Source organism: Escherichia sp. 20412-1 (assembly GCF_003027595.1).
GTDB classification, from domain to species: Bacteria; Pseudomonadota; Gammaproteobacteria; order Enterobacterales; family Enterobacteriaceae; genus Escherichia; species Escherichia marmotae.
The window spans coordinates 86,256-104,885 of record NZ_PYQM01000013.1 but is presented as its reverse complement, the minus strand read 5'-3'; the positions used below and the strand labels follow the sequence as shown (position 1 = coordinate 104,885).

Sequence of the window (18,630 nt, the reverse complement as noted above, 5' to 3'; positions counted from 1 at the left end):
GTTACTTCCGCTTATTCAGCCAGCTCACGATCAGGCTGGCGAGAATGCCAGCAATGACCGGAGCCGCTAAATCGTGCCAGAAGGCCATGCCTAACTGCGCGAGCGTCATATAGCCGCCTGTGTTGTAATGACAACGTTTCGCGGCTATTCTTGAATGGGCTAGAGTCAAGAATGACCCCCGTCATATTGTCAGGTATATACCTACAACGTGCGGGGGTTTTCTCTTTCCAGCAACCAATGCCACCAGGGATAAAGCCCCCGCAACATTGCGCCTCACCGGAACCCTCCGGCTTGCCGCTGATTCTACGGCAGCGTATCTGTCCTGAAATATCTCAATTTTTCACTCTGTGCTGCGCATTCCGCAGAATATTATCGGCTTGCAGCCGTTGCATTTTTCTCACGAAAAAGACCGCAGAGTTTTATCCCTGCGGCCTGGTTCGGGCGCAAATTGCCATTACGGCAGCCGACGCCCGCATGGCATGTTACTTCCGCTTATTCAGCCAGCTCACGATCAGGCTGGCGAGAATGCCAGCAATGACCGGAGCCGCTAAATCGTGCCAGAAGGCCATGCCTAACTGCGCGAGCGTCATATAGCCGCCTGTGTTGTAATAACAACGTTTCGCGGCTATTCTTGAGTTGTGTAGGTTCAAGAATGGCCCCCGTGATGTTGTCAGGTATATATCTGCAACGTGCGGGGGTTTTCTCTTTCCAGCAACCAATGCCACCAGGGATAAAGCCCCCGCAACATTGCGCCTCACCGGAACCCTCCGGCTTGCCGCTGATTCTACTGACGCTTTCTGCCCTTGGTATCTGCCTGTTTTTCACTTTGCGCGATGCATTCCAGCTTATTTTCATGTTTGCAGAATTTTCACTGTCCGCATTACCCGCGATCTGACACCAGGCTGGTAGTGAAATGCGCAATTTTGTAGAATTGCGCCTCCTCGCGATTCTCCCCGGTGAATCTGTTGCCTCATTCTTAGCACACTGCGTATTCGACTTCTCCGCCTGTTGCGCAAGAGAAACGGGGGATAACCATCTTTGCGGGGCTGACTTCTTTCTGGACAGGACTTTATGCAGGACAACACATTACAACTACGCGATCAGAAATTGCCATTTACGCGATACGACTTCGGCTGGGTTTTATTATGCATAGGAATGGCAATTGGTGCCGGAACGGTGCTGATGCCAGTACAAATTGGGCTGAAGGGAATTTGGGTATTTATCACCGCAGCCATTATTGCTTATCCGGCAACCTGGGTAGTACAGGATATTTATTTAAAAACACTTTCTGAAAGTGACTCCTGTAATGACTACACCGATATTATCAGTCATTACCTGGGGAAGAACTGGGGAATATTCCTCGGCGTCATTTACTTTTTGATGATTATCCACGGAATTTTTATCTATTCCTTATCTGTGGTTTTCGACAGTGCTTCATATCTGAAAACCTTCGGGTTGACTGATACCGATCTTTCACAATCTTTAGTCTATAAAGTGGCTATTTTCGCCATACTGGTCGCTATCGCTTCCGGTGGAGAACGGTTGTTGTTTAAGATTTCCGGGCCAATGGTAGTGGTCAAAGTGGGCATTATTGTGGTGTTCGGTTTTGCAATGATCCCCCACTGGAATTTCGCCAATATAACCGCTTTTCCGGAGGCTTCTGTCTTCTTCCGCGATGTCCTGCTCACGATTCCTTTTTGCTTCTTTTCTGCGGTATTTATTCAGGTGCTTAACCCGATGAATATTGCCTACCGTAAACGGGAAGCAAATAAAATACTGGCAACGCGACTCGCACTGCGTACTCACCGGATTAGCTATATCACGCTCATCGCAGTAATTCTGTTTTTTGCCTTTTCGTTTACCTTTTCGATTAGCCATGAAGAGGCGGTTTCCGCGTTTGAGCAAAATATCTCAGCACTGGCGTTGGCCGCTCAGGTGATCCCCGGGCATATCATCCATATCACCTCTACGGTGTTGAATATCTTTGCTGTACTTACCGCTTTCTTTGGCATTTACCTTGGATTCCACGAGGCCATTAAAGGCATTATTATCAATCTGTTAAGCCGAATTATTGATACCCAGAAAATTAACTCACGCATGCTGACACTGGCAATTTGCGCTTTTATCGTCATTACGTTGACCATTTGGGTTTCATTTCGGGTATCGGTGCTGGTGTTCTTTCAGTTAGGAAGTCCGTTATATGGCATTGTGTCGTGCCTCATTCCGTTTTTCCTGATCTATAAAGTCGCACAACTGGAAAAACTTCGCGGGTTTAAAACCTGGCTGATTCTGCTGTACGGTATTTTGCTGTGCTTGTCGCCACTGTTGAAGTTGATTGAGTAAAAGCAACGGGGCTGCTCACAGCAGCCCCAGACGATGTCGATAGCATTGCAGTACAGCCTGGATATGCTCCTGAGTCACAAAAAGGGTCAAAAAAGACATGTATTCGATATGTAAAACACTAAAAGATTATTTTTGATATGAGACCGGCATGAAAACCGGTCTCATCGGGTGGGTTATACAACTGGCTTCTGCGGATTTTCATCCTGATCAACAGCAAAGCAGGCCACCAGTTGACCGCCATAGTCTTTTAGCTGCGGCTGCAACTGTGTGCAGAGGCCGAAACGTCTACGACAGCGAGCGTTGAAGGCGCAACCCGGCGGTGGATTCAGTGGGCTTGGCAGTTCACCGGTGAGCTTGATGCGTTCGCGACGATCGTCCGGGTTCAGGCGCGGCGTCGCAGAGAGCAGCGCCTGAGTGTACGGATGACGCGGGTTATTGAAGATTTGCTCCTTCGTTCCCTTCTCCACGCAGCGCCCCAGGTACATCACCATCACTTCATCGGCAATGTGCTCCACCACCGACAGGTCGTGCGAGATAAAGACATAAGAAAGCCCCAGCTCTTGCTGTAGGTCCATCATCAGGTTGAGCACCTGCGCACGCACCGAGACGTCCAGCGCGGAAACCGGTTCGTCGGCAATCACCACGTCCGGGTCAAGCATCAACCCACGGGCGATGGCGATGCGCTGACGCTGTCCGCCGGAGAACATATGCGGATAGCGGTCGTAATGCTCGGTTTTCAGGCCGACTTTCGCCATCATCGACAGGGCTTTTTCCCGACGCTGTTCTTTGCTTAAGTTGGTGTTAATCAGCAGCGGCTCTTCGAGAATTTGCCCGACTTTTTTACGTGGATTCAGCGAACCGTAGGGGTTCTGGAAGACGATCTGGATTTTCTGCCGACGCAGTTTCTGCGCCTGCGGATCGTGCTTGAGCAGATCCTGCCCCTGGTAATACAGTTCGCCGCCGGTCGGCGTTTCGATCATCGTCAGCAACCGACCGAGGGTCGATTTACCGCAGCCAGATTCTCCCACCACCGCCAGCGTTTTGCCGCGTTCAAGGGTAAACGAAACGCCGTCCAGCGCCTTCACCAGACGTTCCGGCGCGAACATACCTTTCTTCACCGGATAATGCTTTTTCAGGTCGATAGCCTGCAACAATGGCTGTTGCGAGGTGGCCTCTTGCGTACTCATAGTGTGGGCCTCCCGGCATCATCAAGTGGGTAATGGCATTTGGACTGACGCCCGTCAGCGAGCATATTCAGCGCCGGTTCTTCAGCGCGGCATTTGTCAGTGGCATAGGGGCAGCGCGGATTAAGCAGGCAGCCGTTCGGGCGGTCGTATTTTCCGGGAACCACACCAGGTAACGACGCCAGACGTTCTTTGTCCTGGGCAAATTCCGGCAACGCACGCAACAATGCCTGGGTATATGGATGACGTGGCGCACGGAAGATAGCGTGGGCATCACCCGTTTCCACCACCTGACCGGCATACATCACGATGATTTTATGCGCCGCTTCCGCCACCAGCGCCAGGTCATGCGTAATCAATACCAGCGCCATGTTCTCTTTCTGCTGTAACTCCAGCAGCAGTTCGATGATTTGCGCCTGAATGGTCACGTCCAGCGCGGTGGTCGGTTCATCGGCAATCAGCAGTTTTGGCCGACAGGCAATTGCCATCGCGATCATTACACGCTGGCTCATCCCGCCGGAAAGTTGATGCGGGTAAACGTCCAGACGCGATGCCGGATCGGGGATGCCGACCAGATTCAACAGGTCAATTGCTCGCTGACGGCGGGTGCTTTTGTTACCCCCCTGATGCACCTTAATCGCTTCCATAATCTGGAAACCAACGGTGTAACACGGGTTGAGACTGGTCATCGGGTCCTGGAAGATCATCGCGACTTCGGCACCGACCAGGTTGCGGCGCTCTTTTTCCGAAATACGCTGCAAATCCTGACCGTTAAATTCCAGCTTTTCTGCCATCACGCGACCGGGATAATCAATCAGCCCCATAATCGCCAGCGAACTAACCGATTTGCCAGAACCAGACTCGCCAACAATGCCAACCACTTCGCCCTGTTTCACGCTGTAGCTGATGCGGTCTACGGCGCGGAATGGTGCGCTTTCATCACCGAAATGCACCGATAATTTATCTATATTTAACAACGCCATCTCGAACCTCTTACTGCTTCAGTTTGGGATCGAGCGCGTCACGCAGACCGTCACCCATCAGGTTAAATGCCAGCACCGTCAGCAGGATCGCCAGACCCGGGAAGGTCACGACCCACCAGGCACTTTGCGCGAACTGCAATACATCGGAGAGCATGGTGCCCCATTCCGGCGTTGGCGGTTGCGCGCCCATGCCAAGGAAGCCGAGGGCAGCCATATCGAGAATGGCGTTAGAGAAGCCGAGCGACGCCTGAACAATCAGTGGTGCAAGGCAGTTAGGGAGAATATTGACGAACATCTGGCGCAGCGCCCCAGCCCCCGCCACGCGGGAAGCCGTCACATAGTCGCGGTTCACTTCCACCAGCACGGCAGCGCGCGTCAAACGGACGTAATGCGGCAGGGCGACAAAGGTTAATGCCAGCGCGGCGTTGCCGATAGATGGGCCGAAGATAGCCACCAGCACCAGCGCCAGCAGCAGGCTTGGCAGCGCCAGCATGATATCGACCACGCGCATGATGATGTTATCGACCAGACCGCCAAAGTAACCAGCGATCAAGCCGAGAATAACGCCCATAATCAGCGACAATACCACCACCAGACAACCGACCAGCAGTGACAGCCGGGCACCATACATCAGGCGCGACATCACATCGCGACCGACGTCATCGGTGCCGAGCAAATGCGCCATGCTGCCGCCTTCCTGCCAGGCTGGCGGGGCGAGCAGCGCATCGCGGAACTGCTCCGCCGGGTTATACGGCGCAATCCAGTTGGCAAAAATCGCGATAAACAGCACGATGACCACGTAAACAAGCCCGACGACTGCGCCTTTGTTGCGTTTAAAATAGTGCCAGAACTCCTGTAACGGGGTCATCGGCACCGGTGCAGTAATCACTTTATTTTCAGTAACCTGTGACATGATGTTCCCTTACTTCTTATGACGAATACGCGGGTTCACCACGCCGTACAGCAGATCGACCAGCAGATTGACGAGGATAATCATCGTCGCCACCAGCAATACGCCCCCCTGCACTACCGGATAATCGCGGCGTTGCAGCGCGTCAATCAACCAGCGCCCCAGACCCGGCCAGGAGAAAATGGTTTCGGTCAGAATCGCCCCCGCCAGCAGCGTGCCCACCTGCAGGCCGATCACGGTCACCACCGGCAGCATGGCGTTGCGCAGCGCATGGACGATAATCACCCTAAGGCGGGTCAGGCCTTTGGCGCGAGCGGTGCGGATATAGTCTTCGCCCAGCACTTCCAGCATCGAGGAGCGCGTCATACGAACGATAACCGCCAGCGGAATCGTACCCAGCACCATCGCAGGTAAGATCATATGTGCGACGGCGTCGATAAAGTTACCGTCTTCACCCCAGATGGCGGTGTCGATCAACATAAAACCGGTTAATGGATTAGCGTCATCGAGGAACACCATGTCGCTCACGCGACCGGAGACCGGCGTCAGGTTCCAGTGCACTGAAACCAGCATGATCAGCATCATGCCCCACCAGAAGATCGGCATTGAATAGCCGGTCAGCGCCAGACCAACCGCCGTGTGATCGAAAATGGAACCCCGTTTAACTGCCGCCAGCACACCAACCGGAATGCCGACCGCGGTCGCAAAAATCATCGCGCAGACGCCAAGTTCCAGCGTGGCCTGGAAGCGCGGCACGAACTCTTCCCAAACCGGGATGCGGCTTTTCATCGAAATGCCTAAATCGCCATGCATAACGCCCCAAATGTAGTGGAGGTACTGCTGCCACATCGGTTTATCTAAGCCGAGTTCAGCCAGCAGTTGCGCATGACGTTCTGGGGAGATCCCACGTTCGCCAGCCATGATCATCACCGGATCGCCGGGGATCATGTGGACAAAGGCAAAAGTGAGAAGGGTAATACCGATAAACGTGGGGATGACGAGTCCCAAACGTCGGAGAATAAACTGCAACATAACCCGGATTCTCTGTAGTGACGCACAGCCTGGAACTGCGTGTCTGCATTGCTCACCAATCAATTCCTGTCCTTATCGGACAGGGAATGAAGTATTGCTACCGGATGGCGCTGTGCGCAGAGGCCAGCGCCACCGGGTATACAGATTGTTGACAAAGTGCGCTTTGTTCATGCCGGATGCGCCGTTAACGCCTTATCCGGCCTACAAAATCTTGCAAACTCAATGCATTGCAAAATTCTCGTAGGCCTGATGAGCGGAACGCATCAGGCAGTTTTGCGTTTGTCATCAGTCTCGTATGGCTTTTAATTATTCAATAGAGACGTTTTCGAAGTGATGTTTGCCTAATGGATCAACCACATAGCCTTTAACTTCTTTACGTACCGGTTCAAACACGGTGGAGTGAGCGATGATCAGTGCCGGAGCCTGATCGTGCATGACCACCTGCGCTTGTTTATACAGTTCAACACGTTTGTTGAGGTCGTCGGTAGCACGCGCCGGTTGAATCAGATCTTCAAACGGTTTGTAGCACCATTTTGAGTAGTTAGAGCCTTGTTCAGAAGCAGCGCAGCTAAACAGGGTGGCGAAGAAGTTATCCGGGTCCCCATTGTCGCCAGTCCAGCCCATCATTACTGTCTGGTGCTCGCCATCTTTTGCACGCTTGAGGTACTCACCCCATTCGTAAGTGACGATTTTGGCCTGTACGCCCACTTTCGCCCAGTCAGCCTGAATCATCTCTGCCATGCGACGAGCATTCGGGTTATACGGACGTTGTACTGGCATTGCCCACAGATCGATGGAGAAGCCTTTTTCCAGACCCGCTTCTTTCAGCAAAGCTTTCGCCTTTTCTGGATCGTAGGTGTAGTCCTGAACGTCGTCGTTATAGCCCCACATAGTTGGTGGGATCAGGTTTTTTGCTGCCACGCCAGCGCCCTGATAAACCGCTTTGATGATCGCGTCTTTGTTCACCGCGTAGGTCAATGCCTGACGAACTTTCACGTCATCCAGTGGTTTTTTCTGCACGTTATACGAGAGGTAGCCAACGTTCAGCCCCGGCATCTCCATCAGGTTGATGGATTTATCCTGCTTCATGCGGGCGATATCTGCCGGGTTCGGGTACGGCATCACCTGGCATTCGTTCTTCTGCAACTTAGCGTAACGCACGGAAGCATCAGGGGTAATAGAGAAGACTAGCGTGTCGATCTGCGGTTTGGTGCCCCAGTAGCCATCAAACGCTTTGTAACGAATACGGGAGTCTTTTTGATACTGCTGTAACTGGAACGGGCCGGTGCCGATTGGGTTGAGGTCCAGTTTTTCCGGCGTACCGGCTTTCATCATCGCGTCAGCATATTCTTTTGACAGAATAGAGGCGAAGTCCATTGCCAGGTCAGCCAGGAACGGCGCTTCCGGGCGAGTCAGCACGAACTGAACGGTGTTGTCATCCACCTTTTTCACTTCGCTGATCAGCTCCGGCAAGCCCATGCCTTCGAAGTATTCGTAGCTGCCGCCAGAAACTTTATGGTACGGGTTTTGCGCATTTTTCTGACGATCGAACGAGAACACCACGTCATCGGCGTTCAGTTCACGCGTCGGTTTAAATTCTTTGTTGTCGTGCCACTTCACACCTTTACGCAGATGGAAAGTATAGGTTTTACCGTCGTCGCTGACTTCCCACTTTTCAGCGAGGGCGGGGATCACTTCGGTGGTGCCGATTTTAAATTCAACCAGGCGGTTATAAAGCGGTACAGAAGAGGCGTCATAGGTGGTACCAGAGGTAAACAGTTGCGGGTTAAACCCTTCCGGAGAACCTTCTGAACAATAAACCAGAGTTTTAGCCTGAACACTTGCTGCAACGGTCATAGCCACCAGGCTGAGACCAAGCTTCAGCATCCCTGACTTTTTCAAGGAAATACGCATTATTCTGCTCCAATTGTGATGTTTGTTGTTTTAACCCTTTGCAGTGGGTTGTCGCTGCCTGACCTTTTTTGTTTTTTGCCCGGTCGGGTCAACGTAAAGAGGTGGGGATGCCGTACTTATTTACATCAGTGTAACAGTGCGGATCCTCCATAAAATGCCCCTCATGACCTACAATCTGTCAACAGAATGTGAAAACGTCAATACAGCCAACCGGGATTTACAACAACGGTGAGATTCCACAAACAAAGATTAAAAAAACTTCGCAAGGCTATTTGCAGCAGAGAAATTTGTGCTATGCCAACATAACCAGAACAATCACCTTAATATTTCGCAACAACTGGTGATTAAGTTTTAGGCAGATAATGAAAAAAATCTGATGGAATGGTGGTTATCTGAGCGATTAATACCGCGAACGTTAAAGCGCACAGCGGAAAATGCCAGCGCCAGCCATAAGTAACGCAAGAAAAGATTTAAGCAAATATAAAAAAAGACAATGGAATATGTCACAAATCCGTTAATGGATAGTGAGATATGGGGCGCAAATTTGGCAGTGAAATGCGTGGTGTGTAGATTGGATAAAGCGTTTACGCCGCATCCGACAATGGGCTGACACATTTGCCTGATGCGACGCTGGCGCGGCTTATCTGGCCTGAGTTCGAGCGGGCACAAATGCAAAAAAGCCTGCTCGTTGAGCAGGCTTTTCGAATTTGGTCGGTGATAGAGGATTACTCGCCACTTCGTGGCTTGCCCTGCGGGCCGTTGCTGGCGCAACGTTCTCTCGCTTCGCTTGAGTCGAACCTCTCTGCCCCCGGAGGTTCTCATCCTCTTCAAACCGCAGAAAGCAAAAAACCAGCCCGTAGGCTGGTTTTTCTAAATTGGTCGGTGATAGAGGATTCGAACCTCCGACCCCTTCGTCCCGAACGAAGTGCGCTACCAGGCTGCGCCAATCACCGAATGCGGGGCGCATCTTACTGCGCAGATACGCCCTCGTCAATCCCTTAATAGCAAAATGCCTTTTGATCGGTGAGAAAGTCGGCAGACCATTTAGTTGGCTGCAACGTCCTTCGCCTGCGGGATATGACACCAGTTGTTGTTTTCGTTAATGCCACCGTCCGGTGAAGTATAACCAAGGCAGCCCATGATGGTATCGTACAGCTCTACATGGCGGCGCGGTACTTTCATTTCCGCTTCTTTTTTCAACTGTGCAAATGCCTGCGCGTTGGCCGGATTTTCCAGATATTTATCCGACATCCAGACCATCATCGGTACACGGAACTGTTCCGGCGGTGCATATTCGCGTGGTGTACCATGCAAGTGTTCGCGCTCGTTAATCGACTCACCGTGATCCGCCGCGTAGAAAATAATAGCTTTCTTATCGCGGAATTTGTCAATCACTGTGTCGATAAAATGATCAACGTAGGTTATAGAGTTATCGTATGAGTTAATCATCGGTGCTCGTGGACATTTACGATCAACTGCATAGCACTCTGGTTTCCACTGGGCAAACTGACGGGGATAACGCTGAGTATAGTTGTAGTGCGACCCTTTGGTATGCAGCACAATCAGATGCTTGCCTTCTGGCTTTTTCTCCAGAGAACGCTCGATTTCATTGACCAGCAACATATCGTCCACCGCTTTCCCGCGGTTACGTGGCTCAGCCGCAATTTGCTCACGATAGGCAATGTTGTCAGCCATGGTATTGCTGTAGAACCACATCTCGCTCTGCATGGCGTACAAATCCGAGCTAAAGCCTAACTGCTTGAGAACTGCGAATACGTTCTGCTCTTTGAGCGTACGTTGTGGGTTATCTTCCGTTCCGCCTTCGCGGACAAACATACAGCGTAGTGATAATTTAGTCGCGGTATCACAAGAATAACCACGGTACATCACCAGATTTTTCTCTTTTGCCAGCTTCGGCGTGGTATCACGCTCGTAGCCCAGCATCCCCATATGATCCCAACGCGTGGTTTCACCAATAATAAAAATTACATAGGTGTCGTCGAGATTTTGCGTCGGGGTATAAGTGAATTTTTTCGCCGGATTCATCAACGAACGATTATCTGAAGATTCATCCACCTGTGCCCAGGCGTACAGCCCCAACGCAGAAAGCCAGTTCGAAGGTAAATACGAGTTCGCCAGCACCCCACCATAACTTGGCATATCCACCCCAGCCATGCGGTCTGCACGCTTTTGAGCGACGTCCATCAGACGGATAGGTCCCCATACCAGTAGACCCGCCAGCAGCACGGTGAGCGCACTACGCCAACGTGTTTTCGGTGTACAAAGCTGACGCCAGAAGGTGTCTTGTGAGCGGTTCATCCAGATAAGTATCAACGGGATAATACTCACCAGTACAATCCATGCGATAAGCGACCAGCCAACTACTTCTTTCGACAAATCGATATCGGTAGTCATCACCGAAGCGACAATCCCATAGCCAATCATGACGTTCATAAATGTCATGTAGTAGCTGGCTCCGGCAGAGACCAGCACCAGCAACGAGGCCAACACTTTCCAGACTGTTCTGCCGAAGAGTGAAATTAAGCGTAAAAAGAAGAAGGTAGCCAGGACAGTACCGGCCAGTTCGATAACCGCCGATACACCATTAAGAAAAGTAAAATTGTGCGCATAACCATCGAACCGACGGAAATAGACTGCGCAATTCATAAACAGACCGATATAGACAGCGAGCAAAAAGCTTAGCTTTTGCTGCGTTATCGTTTTGATATATCTCATGCAAACAAACCCTGGAAAAACAGGTGATAACACCCTGCATAATAGCTTTTCAGGCCAGGCAGGGGAAAAGTGCGGAGGTTGTCAGATAAAGAAAATCTGCACACGCAGACAAGTAAACCACAGCAAAAGGAAAAAGTGTGGGGAAAGAGTGTACATGAAGCACAAATTTACAAAAATACAAGTATGAAAGGATACTTTTTGTAAATTGAACGCTTAAAAGGACCATTTAAATGGCACCCTTCAGAGCAAAAAAACTCAGGTTGTCTGCATCAGGTTGGCCATCTATAGCAATAAGCATTGAGCATTTTTACAGAAGGCCCGCCTCTTTAGTGAACATAGAAAGCGCAAGGGATCATTCGTACTCTACAGAAAAGTTGACCAATGCATTTGCAATGCCGGATGTTGCGTTAGCATTCACCACCACATAACTCGCGGCGTAATCAAGCTGTGATGTAGCACCAGTCACGGGCCACTCAATCTCTGCCCCACCAGCCACCTTCGGAATTTGTTGTGTACCCTTACCATCAACAATTTTGAGGGCAACGCCCGCCGCGCCTCCAGGATCAAGGGCAAAAAGGGAAGAGTCACTCGCATCGGGAAGCCCATCCATTGTGACTTTAGCCTTCGCGGTGCCATCGCAATCTTTTAAACTGATCGCGAAATTGCGTTCTTTTAAAACCTGTCCAACCGAGATTGGCTTTGTCAGTGTCATTTTCCCCATATCAACTTCCAGATCAGATGACTCAAACTCACATCCTTTTGCCACAACAGCAAGAGAAAATGTCAGCTTTCCTACTTCACCCAAGCTGGTTTTAGCTTCTACATTGATACAGCTTGTCAGGGCTAAAAGCGGTAATAAAACGAGTAATATATTCCTTCGCATTGCTATTACTCCATATCCAGAAAAATCGTCGCAACACCACTGTATTGTCCAGTCGCAGGAGCATTTCCTGTCGTGCTAATGGGTTCCGCTTTTAACTTAATTGTCGCTGCGCGATGCTGTTGGGAATCATTCTGACCCAGAGTTAAGTTTGTACTGCTATTTGCATCATTAGGTTTCAGGATATTACCGTTTGGATCTTTCACCAATACACCAATATCCGGGTTCCCCATATCGATGGCCCGAGAATCTGCCAGGTTTGATGAGCCTTCAATCCTTAGAGAAACCTGGATTCCATTAGCAATATTCTCACAATCAAACTGGAGATCAATTTCTTTCTCCGTTCCACCGTCCGGCATAGCACCTCGTTTATTTCTAAATGCGGAAGGTGAAAATTCACCAAAGGGGACATCCAGCACAGTTCCCGCATTAATTTTACAACCTTGTGAGAAACGTAATTTCCCTGCAATACTGACGGTAGAAAGTGGGTCCCTATAGGTGTTTTTCTTCTTTGATGCATATAATGTTGCAATTTGTGTATAGGGTATTTCAACTTCACCCTGAACAGGTTTTGCAATATAAAAAGACAAATAACCACCACTACCAAACTGACCTAAATTTTTTCCCACACAATCTTGAGATGAGTTATTTAAATTAGGAACCTGCGCATTATTCCCTGGCACATGAAATAACATATTTGGCCCTTGAATCATTGTCATCACTTCCAGCTCTTCGGTTAACCGGTAGTATTGCTCACTGTTTATTTTTCGCGTTGCCTTAGATAAATTACTCTCGACTTTAATTAGTGTATCTTTTTCCGTCTTATAAGTATCAGGGCACTCACAAATAAAACTAAAAGGCTGCCCAACACCAGCCCATGAGTAAATTAATTTTAATTCAGTGCCCGCTTTATTTTTGCTGGCATCCATAATATCAATATCAAAATTGACCGGGTAATCATGAACACCTGAAGTCGATGTACATGGTCCCCAATCAGCAGCCATCGCATTAAAAGCTGAAAACATCATAATTGCTGAAAATAATAGCTTTAATAGCTTCATCATCTTATCCCTCCCTGGTTACTGGCAGTTTGCTGTAACAGAAATAATCCTGGAAATTTTTTGCTCAATTGGTAGGGTATATTTTGCAACACATTGCTGAGAAGCTGCTTTACCCCACACAACCTTCACTTGCCCCTCTTCAGGCATCCCGCTGATGTATAACTGTCCCTCTTCACCGACAATACTACCAGGTTGCTCACTCTTGTCTGACACCAGTGTTGCCGTTGCACCAAAAGGTACATTCATGCCATTTTTCCGTGTTAGAGCCATCAGAACGCGATATCCCACACGGGTATCGAAACGCGCCCGCACTACAGCACCGCGCGTTGGCACTACCGTCTGGAATGCGTTACTGATATCCACACTGTCACTCAGCGTTTCACTGCGTATAGATACATCATTCTCACGATAGATACTCAGATAAGGCACTATCGCATTTCCTTGCCAGTCGATACTCACGCCGCTGCTATTTAATACTTTAGCCCCCTACCACCAGGTGCTGAAACGATGCCAATTGTTTCACCTAGTGGTTGAGAAAGCGTGACCCCTTCACTGTGTGCCACCAGACCACCACGAAGGCTGTAGTTAACCTGCTGATAATCTTTGCCATAGCTATAACCCAGGCTGATATTCCCGGCGCCGCCCTGGTAGCCCAGGCTGGCATTACCGCTATTACCAACACCATTACTTGAATACCCTTCCTGAATATTGTAATTAAGGTTGTGATCTTCCAGAAGTGTGCCGCTTACGCCTAATTGCTGCGTGGTTCGACCATCCTGATCAGTGGTAACGCGGTAGTTACTCCATGCGCGACCCAACGGAATCGAAATATTAAACGACCACAGCTGATCGTTCTCATCCCATTCAGGACTCTTATTCCAACTGTAAGCAATACTGTAATTTACGCGGCCAATACGACCATTGTACCCTGTCGATAGGGAAAGGCGCTTACCATTATCGTTCCAGTAATCCTGTTGAGTCATGTTGAAATACACCGACCCATAGGTCCCCAATTGCTGTGTCAGGTTACCCTGAATTTCACTACGTTTATGGTAACGGCTGTAATCACTATCGGCACCGCTACGCACATCCGTTGCCTCCTGGAAAGTATAAAATCCACTTGTTGAATATTTATAACCTAACAGACGGAAATCAGTACCACTGGCAAAACTTTTTGAGTAAAGGAAACGATAAGATTGTCCTTGATCGGTCGAGTCATCTTGTAATGTGCTTTTTGCCTGCGTGATATCTACTGATATAGCCCCAATAGAACCAAAGTTTTTCCCCAGCCCCAACGCAAAAGCATTATATTCTTCAGAGATCAATGCTCCGCCATAAGCCGTCATGCCAAACGGTAAACCATACATGGTATTAAACTGCCCAAAATGTGGGCGGTCACTGTTATAATTACCTGCGCGATATTCCCCGGCAGCGAGACTATATTTTAGATGTCCTTCACGCTGGAAAATAGCGACAGAAGAGAATGGTTGAATAAATCGTTGTTCGCTACCATCGGCTTCTTTAATAAGAACCGTTAAATCACCGCTGTTGGCTGTAGGATAGAGATCATTTATTTCGAATGCACCGGGCTGAACAAATGTTCGGTAAATAACATAACCATTTTGTTCAATACTAACTTCCGCGTTACTTTTCGCAATACCACGCACTACAGGGGCAAATCCCCGTTGACTGTCTGGCAGCATTTCATCATCGGATGCCAGTAACGCCCCCCTCATCTGCACACTATCAAAAATATCCGAGGGTGTGGCTGTATCGCCTAATGTAATTTGTGCTTTCAGTGGAACAATCGACCGCGTTAAATAAGTGCCAATATTATCCCAGTTCTTTTCACCGCCACTGTAGCTCCAGTTACTGTAATTACGCAGACGCCACGCGCCAAGGTTCAAACCACTTCGCAGGCTCAGATAGTAGCTCTCGCTCGTTTGACTACTCTCATTATCATCCTGTCGATGATTTCCATTTTCATCAACGTAGCTGCGATAGTCTTTTACATCATACGAATTGTTGCTACCGCTGAAGCTGTAATCAAGTAATAGGGCTGGAACGCCATCATCCCAACGGGATTCTGGTACAGTACCACGCGCAACCTGGTGCATTGCCGCTTGCGGAAAACTCATTACCAGCTTTTGCTCATTAAAATCAAAATGACTGGTTGCATGAGGAATAATTTCATCAAATGCCACACAGGCTTCTGCTGGCATAAGATTCAGTGCAGGAAAACTATCTACACGCACACCCATATCCGCTAACTGCGTCCGGCTCAAGCAAGGTATAAGGGATTCACCCATAATTTTACGTTGAGATTCAGTTGCCGCCTTAAATTCAAGGGTACGTGTTTCCATTTTTTGTTCATTCACAAAAACAGTAACACGGTATGTACCAGGCAATTGTGCACCACGGTCAGACTCGTACATAGAGAGATCAACATGCTGGCTAACTCCAGCAGTGTCTTCCAAAAAACGCGGGTTAAACTTACCAGCCATCGCAGAAAACGTACTGGCAACCGTAAGCGCCAGCACAGAAACAGAGAAGGGCAGAGAGTAATATGTACGCGAGACAGCCTGCCGTGACATTAAAAAGATTCCCCTGAAAATATTAACGAATATCTCGGATCAACAGTTCACCTGATGATCCAAAATCATTAATGGTGTTATATTTTATTTGAGACACCACATTTACTCCGGCGGGTAAGTTAATATTCAATGAACCTTTTGCAGGCACCATACCGGATTTTTCAATTTCGTGGCCATTAACAAAAAGCTGGTTAAATGTAAGATTATAAACGGATGGATTATCTACTTTTATTTGATTACCGTTTCGTGTAAAACGCATCTCACCGGGTGCAGATTTAATGTCTCCCTTTAGTCCTTCCGGGCGATAAAAAAGTTTTATACGTGTACGCACTGCAATTTGCAGCACATTTTTACCTTCACTATCATCACTTTTTGAGGGAATCGCTTTAACATTGACCCAGTAAACTGATTCACGGTCCTGAGGTAATGATGGATTAACATTTACAATACGAAGGATATTGTTTTTTCAGGATCGAGTTTAAATAATGGTGGAGTAATGATAAAAGGTGTTTTTTTGTTGCCAGCAACATCATCAACCCATGACTGGATAAGGAATTCTTCATTTTTGCTTTTATTTTGTACTGTCAGAGAGGCTTCTTTCTTGCTGCCGTCATAAATCACGCGGGTAGAACTTAATGCAACCCCACTCGCCAGAGAAGTCTGGGAGATTAACGTAGAAACAGCCAACGCAATAATTTTGCTTTTCATCATTCTATCCATGAATTATTGACCATGTATGGCGGGGATAATCCACCACCATACATGAAAGCTGACGATTACTCGTAGGACAGGTCGAAATCAACCTGAGCGTTGCCGTAACCAGTACTAACTGTTGCCAGAGTAGAAACGTAGTTTGCAGTGAAGTAGAGAACTGTCTGGCCTTTTTTCAGATCAGCAGTAGTATTTCCGGTATTCATTGGAACCAGAGTATTACTGTTGTCATAAATACCAATACCGACGCCTTTTGCTGCACCAGATTCAGTACTTACAGAAATTAACTCAGGTTTGTCTGCATCGCCCACACCGCTGAAACCAACTTTCACCTTTTTCAGCGTAGTGATATCGCAATCTTCCAGTTTAATTTCAAAAGATTTAGATGGAGATTTATCGCCTATTGCTTTAAACACAGATTTTTGAACCTGTCCCAGAACAACTTCCTGGTTCTGAGAATCAACAGACAGTACGCAAGCTGCGTCTACAATTTCACCAGTAAATTTAACGGTACCATCACCAGAATCAGCAGCGAAGACTGAACCAGAAGTTAATGCCAGTGCGGACAAGGCAAAAATAACCTTTTTCATGAAAAACTCCATTTATAAAAATCACAGTAAATGCAAACATTGATGATTCAAAAAGCATCAATTTTGAAGGCGGGATTATACGAATAAATGTGGAAAAGAAAATTAAATATATAAAAATATTAATAGTAAGGCATTTTATGAATTATGATTATAATCATATAGTTATGCTTTAGCATAAAAAGTCATTTTGTTTTTTTTAGGAATATATTAATGCAAAATATCAATATAATTTCATGGAAATATTCATACAAACAATATTATAGAGGCTATTAATTTATTTCGATACGTTCATATGCAAAAAAAAAGAGGGGATAGTCACCCCTCTTCATTCATCAATAGTGTCATTTATTTATATGTGAGCCTCATACAACACCTTCTGCCCTGGCTGGCGAATGGTCGTTGAAAGCGCCAGCGAAAGAATCAGCAAGGCGAAAATGACGTAGAAGGTTACATAGAAGCCGCCAAACAGTGAGGCGATAATCGAGCCGCAAATACTACCGATACCAAACCCGAGGTAAATCACACCGTAGTTTTTCGCCAGGTTATTAAGCCCGAAGAACTCACTAACCAGTGACGGGAAGACGGTAATGGTGCCACCGAAGTTAAAGGCCACACAGGCAATCGCCGCAAAGAATGTCAGCGCATTGAGTGGAGCAAACAACAGCGCCGCCATACCCACCAGCGAAATCACCTGACCAATGGTGATGACACGAATACGGGCAATTTTGTCAGACAGAATGCCCAGCACCAGACGACCAGAAAGGTTAGCAATAGAAATAACCGTCACTGCGTTAGCTGCTGATACTGCATCAAGATGCGCCAGGCTCTGGGCGATATCTTTCGCCACACCAATGACATACAAACCGCTCATACAGGCAGTCAGGAACATCACCGCCAGCATCCAGTATTGCGGTTTACGCATCGACTCTGCCAGAGTGAAATCATTTTCCACCACGCCATTATGGGTTTTGACTTCCTGCTTCGGCGCGTCTTTCATTAAGGTTGCGCCAAAGACAATCATCACCAGCACAATCGCGCCCCAAATCAGAAAGGTTTTTTCCAGGCCGACCGTCTCCAGCAGATGCGAGTCGATAAATTTGAATCCCAGGCTACCCAAACCATAGGAACCAATGGCGAACGCGGAGATCAAACCTTTACGCTCCGGGAACCACTTCACGCAGTTAGAGAGCGTCAGCAGGTAACCCGCGCCATCTGCCAGACCGACCAGCACACCAGCGCTCAACCACAGCATCATCAGACTGTTGGAATGCGCGGTAAGGAAGAAACCCAGCCCCAGTAAAATGCCGGACGCCATAGTGACGCGTTTTACGCCAAAACGTTCCTGCAACTTACCAGCCACAGAAGATGAGATAGCCAGTCCCAGACTCAACAGGCCAAAGGAGAAAGCGACCTGGCTTATCGGAGCATCCAGCTTGGCGGAAAGCGCGCCGTTAAACAGGCTCCAGGTATAAACCGAACCCAATGCAAACTGGGTAATGATAGTACCAATGAGTGTCAGCCAGCGGGTACGCTGATAGTTTGAAGGTGTCATGGCAGTATTCCTGCATTAATAAAAAGGAAAATTCTCTGCTGACAACCATAACGAAGTGCATTTTATGCCAGGGGGAAAACGGCATGAAATGCCATCAGAACGGAATGAAATGCCTCAGTTCAGGAATGAATGACGTGACA

General features: G+C 48.3%; 14 protein-coding genes, 1 tRNA gene, 1 other RNA gene and 2 pseudogenes. 2 read left to right on the top strand and 16 right to left on the bottom strand.

The genetic code is table 11. The annotated features are described in order from the left end of the window. Nucleotide 1: 1 nt before the first annotated feature. On the bottom strand, nt 2-109 hold the full coding sequence (locus C7B16_RS11720) for a type I toxin-antitoxin system toxin Ldr family protein (protein ID WP_000170974.1): 108 nt from the start codon (nt 107-109) through the stop codon (nt 2-4). 373 nt (nt 110-482) lie between these two features. Continuing rightward, on the bottom strand, nt 483-590 hold the full coding sequence (locus tag C7B16_RS11715; RefSeq protein WP_000170974.1) for a type I toxin-antitoxin system toxin Ldr family protein: 108 nt from the start codon (nt 588-590) through the stop codon (nt 483-485). Nucleotides 591-664: 74 nt separating this feature from the next. Between C7B16_RS11715 and C7B16_RS24805 the strand changes: the two genes are divergently transcribed. Next, the gene (locus C7B16_RS24805) at nt 665-895 is read left to right on the top strand and encodes a hypothetical protein (protein WP_181244195.1); all 231 of its coding nucleotides are present in this window, start codon (nt 665-667) and stop codon (nt 893-895) included. A gap of 176 nt (nt 896-1,071) precedes the next feature. After that, nucleotides 1,072-2,343, top strand: coding sequence for an amino acid permease (locus C7B16_RS11710; RefSeq protein ID WP_001153786.1), 1,272 nt, complete (start codon nt 1,072-1,074; stop codon nt 2,341-2,343). Between the two features lie 173 nt (nt 2,344-2,516). Here C7B16_RS11710 and dppF read toward each other — a convergent pair whose 3' ends face one another. From dppF to C7B16_RS11630, 14 genes and pseudogenes are all read right to left on the bottom strand, one after another. Next, nucleotides 2,517-3,530, bottom strand: coding sequence for a dipeptide ABC transporter ATP-binding subunit DppF (gene dppF / locus C7B16_RS11705; protein ID WP_000107039.1), 1,014 nt, complete (start codon nt 3,528-3,530; stop codon nt 2,517-2,519). Continuing rightward, nucleotides 3,527-4,510 carry a dipeptide ABC transporter ATP-binding protein gene (dppD, locus tag C7B16_RS11700; protein ID WP_001196443.1) on the bottom strand — a complete coding sequence of 328 codons (984 nt, stop codon included), beginning with the start codon at nt 4,508-4,510 and terminating at the stop codon, nt 3,527-3,529. Before dppD ends, dppF begins: the two co-directional genes overlap by 4 nt. Before the next feature lie 10 nt (nt 4,511-4,520). Then, a complete protein-coding gene (gene dppC / locus C7B16_RS11695; RefSeq protein ID WP_000084684.1) occupies nt 4,521-5,423 on the bottom strand; it encodes a dipeptide ABC transporter permease DppC in 903 nt (300 codons plus the stop codon). A gap of 9 nt (nt 5,424-5,432) precedes the next feature. Continuing rightward, the gene (dppB, locus tag C7B16_RS11690) at nt 5,433-6,452 is read right to left on the bottom strand and encodes a dipeptide ABC transporter permease DppB (RefSeq protein ID WP_000938852.1); all 1,020 of its coding nucleotides are present in this window, start codon (nt 6,450-6,452) and stop codon (nt 5,433-5,435) included. 306 nt (nt 6,453-6,758) lie between these two features. Beyond that, nucleotides 6,759-8,366, bottom strand: coding sequence for a dipeptide ABC transporter substrate-binding protein DppA (gene dppA / locus C7B16_RS11685; RefSeq protein ID WP_107179728.1), 1,608 nt, complete (start codon nt 8,364-8,366; stop codon nt 6,759-6,761). 708 nt (nt 8,367-9,074) lie between these two features. Beyond that, nucleotides 9,075-9,209, bottom strand: a non-coding RNA gene (locus C7B16_RS11675) — RtT sRNA. A 33-nt stretch (nt 9,210-9,242) separates the two neighbouring features. Beyond that, nucleotides 9,243-9,319, bottom strand: a tRNA-Pro gene (locus C7B16_RS11670). A gap of 91 nt (nt 9,320-9,410) precedes the next feature. After that, nucleotides 9,411-11,102 carry a kdo(2)-lipid A phosphoethanolamine 7''-transferase gene (gene eptB, locus C7B16_RS11665; protein WP_001269273.1) on the bottom strand — a complete coding sequence of 564 codons (1,692 nt, stop codon included), beginning with the start codon at nt 11,100-11,102 and terminating at the stop codon, nt 9,411-9,413. Nucleotides 11,103-11,454: 352 nt separating this feature from the next. Then, on the bottom strand, nt 11,455-11,985 hold the full coding sequence (lpfE, locus tag C7B16_RS11655; RefSeq protein ID WP_001253844.1) for a long polar fimbrial protein LpfE: 531 nt from the start codon (nt 11,983-11,985) through the stop codon (nt 11,455-11,457). Nucleotides 11,986-11,990: 5 nt separating this feature from the next. Next, nucleotides 11,991-13,046 carry a fimbrial protein gene (locus C7B16_RS11650; RefSeq protein ID WP_107179727.1) on the bottom strand — a complete coding sequence of 352 codons (1,056 nt, stop codon included), beginning with the start codon at nt 13,044-13,046 and terminating at the stop codon, nt 11,991-11,993. A gap of 15 nt (nt 13,047-13,061) precedes the next feature. Further along, nucleotides 13,062-15,637: pseudogene (lpfC, locus tag C7B16_RS11645) on the bottom strand (outer membrane usher protein LpfC). Between the two features lie 22 nt (nt 15,638-15,659). Next, nucleotides 15,660-16,345, bottom strand: a pseudogene (lpfB, locus tag C7B16_RS11640) (long polar fimbrial biogenesis chaperone LpfB). 68 nt (nt 16,346-16,413) lie between these two features. Beyond that, nucleotides 16,414-16,938: a long polar fimbrial major subunit LpfA gene (gene lpfA, locus C7B16_RS11635; RefSeq protein ID WP_123057570.1), complete on the bottom strand. Its 525-nt coding sequence runs from the start codon at nt 16,936-16,938 to the stop codon at nt 16,414-16,416. 349 nt (nt 16,939-17,287) lie between these two features. After that, on the bottom strand, nt 17,288-18,490 hold the full coding sequence (locus C7B16_RS11630; RefSeq protein ID WP_000189007.1) for an MFS transporter: 1,203 nt from the start codon (nt 18,488-18,490) through the stop codon (nt 17,288-17,290). Between the last annotated feature and the right edge of the window lie 140 nt (nt 18,491-18,630).

Bases quoted from the DNA above. Each gene is read 5' to 3' on its own strand.
- C7B16_RS11720 (WP_000170974.1), bottom strand. From the start codon at position 109: ATGACGCTCGCGCAGTTAGGCATGGCCTTCTGGCACGATTTAGCGGCT.
- C7B16_RS11715 (WP_000170974.1), bottom strand. From the start codon at position 590: ATGACGCTCGCGCAGTTAGGCATGGCCTTCTGGCACGATTTAGCGGCT.
- C7B16_RS24805 (WP_181244195.1), top strand. From the start codon at position 665: ATGTTGTCAGGTATATATCTGCAACGTGCGGGGGTTTTCTCTTTCCAG.
- C7B16_RS11710 (WP_001153786.1), top strand. From the start codon at position 1,072: ATGCAGGACAACACATTACAACTACGCGATCAGAAATTGCCATTTACG.
- dppF (WP_000107039.1), bottom strand. From the start codon at position 3,530: ATGAGTACGCAAGAGGCCACCTCGCAACAGCCATTGTTGCAGGCTATC.
- dppD (WP_001196443.1), bottom strand. From the start codon at position 4,510: ATGGCGTTGTTAAATATAGATAAATTATCGGTGCATTTCGGTGATGAA.
- dppC (WP_000084684.1), bottom strand. From the start codon at position 5,423: ATGTCACAGGTTACTGAAAATAAAGTGATTACTGCACCGGTGCCGATG.
- dppB (WP_000938852.1), bottom strand. From the start codon at position 6,452: ATGTTGCAGTTTATTCTCCGACGTTTGGGACTCGTCATCCCCACGTTT.
- dppA (WP_107179728.1), bottom strand. From the start codon at position 8,366: ATGCGTATTTCCTTGAAAAAGTCAGGGATGCTGAAGCTTGGTCTCAGC.
- eptB (WP_001269273.1), bottom strand. From the start codon at position 11,102: ATGAGATATATCAAAACGATAACGCAGCAAAAGCTAAGCTTTTTGCTC.
- lpfE (WP_001253844.1), bottom strand. From the start codon at position 11,985: ATGCGAAGGAATATATTACTCGTTTTATTACCGCTTTTAGCCCTGACA.
- C7B16_RS11650 (WP_107179727.1), bottom strand. From the start codon at position 13,046: ATGATGAAGCTATTAAAGCTATTATTTTCAGCAATTATGATGTTTTCA.
- lpfA (WP_123057570.1), bottom strand. From the start codon at position 16,938: ATGAAAAAGGTTATTTTTGCCTTGTCCGCACTGGCATTAACTTCTGGT.
- C7B16_RS11630 (WP_000189007.1), bottom strand. From the start codon at position 18,490: ATGACACCTTCAAACTATCAGCGTACCCGCTGGCTGACACTCATTGGT.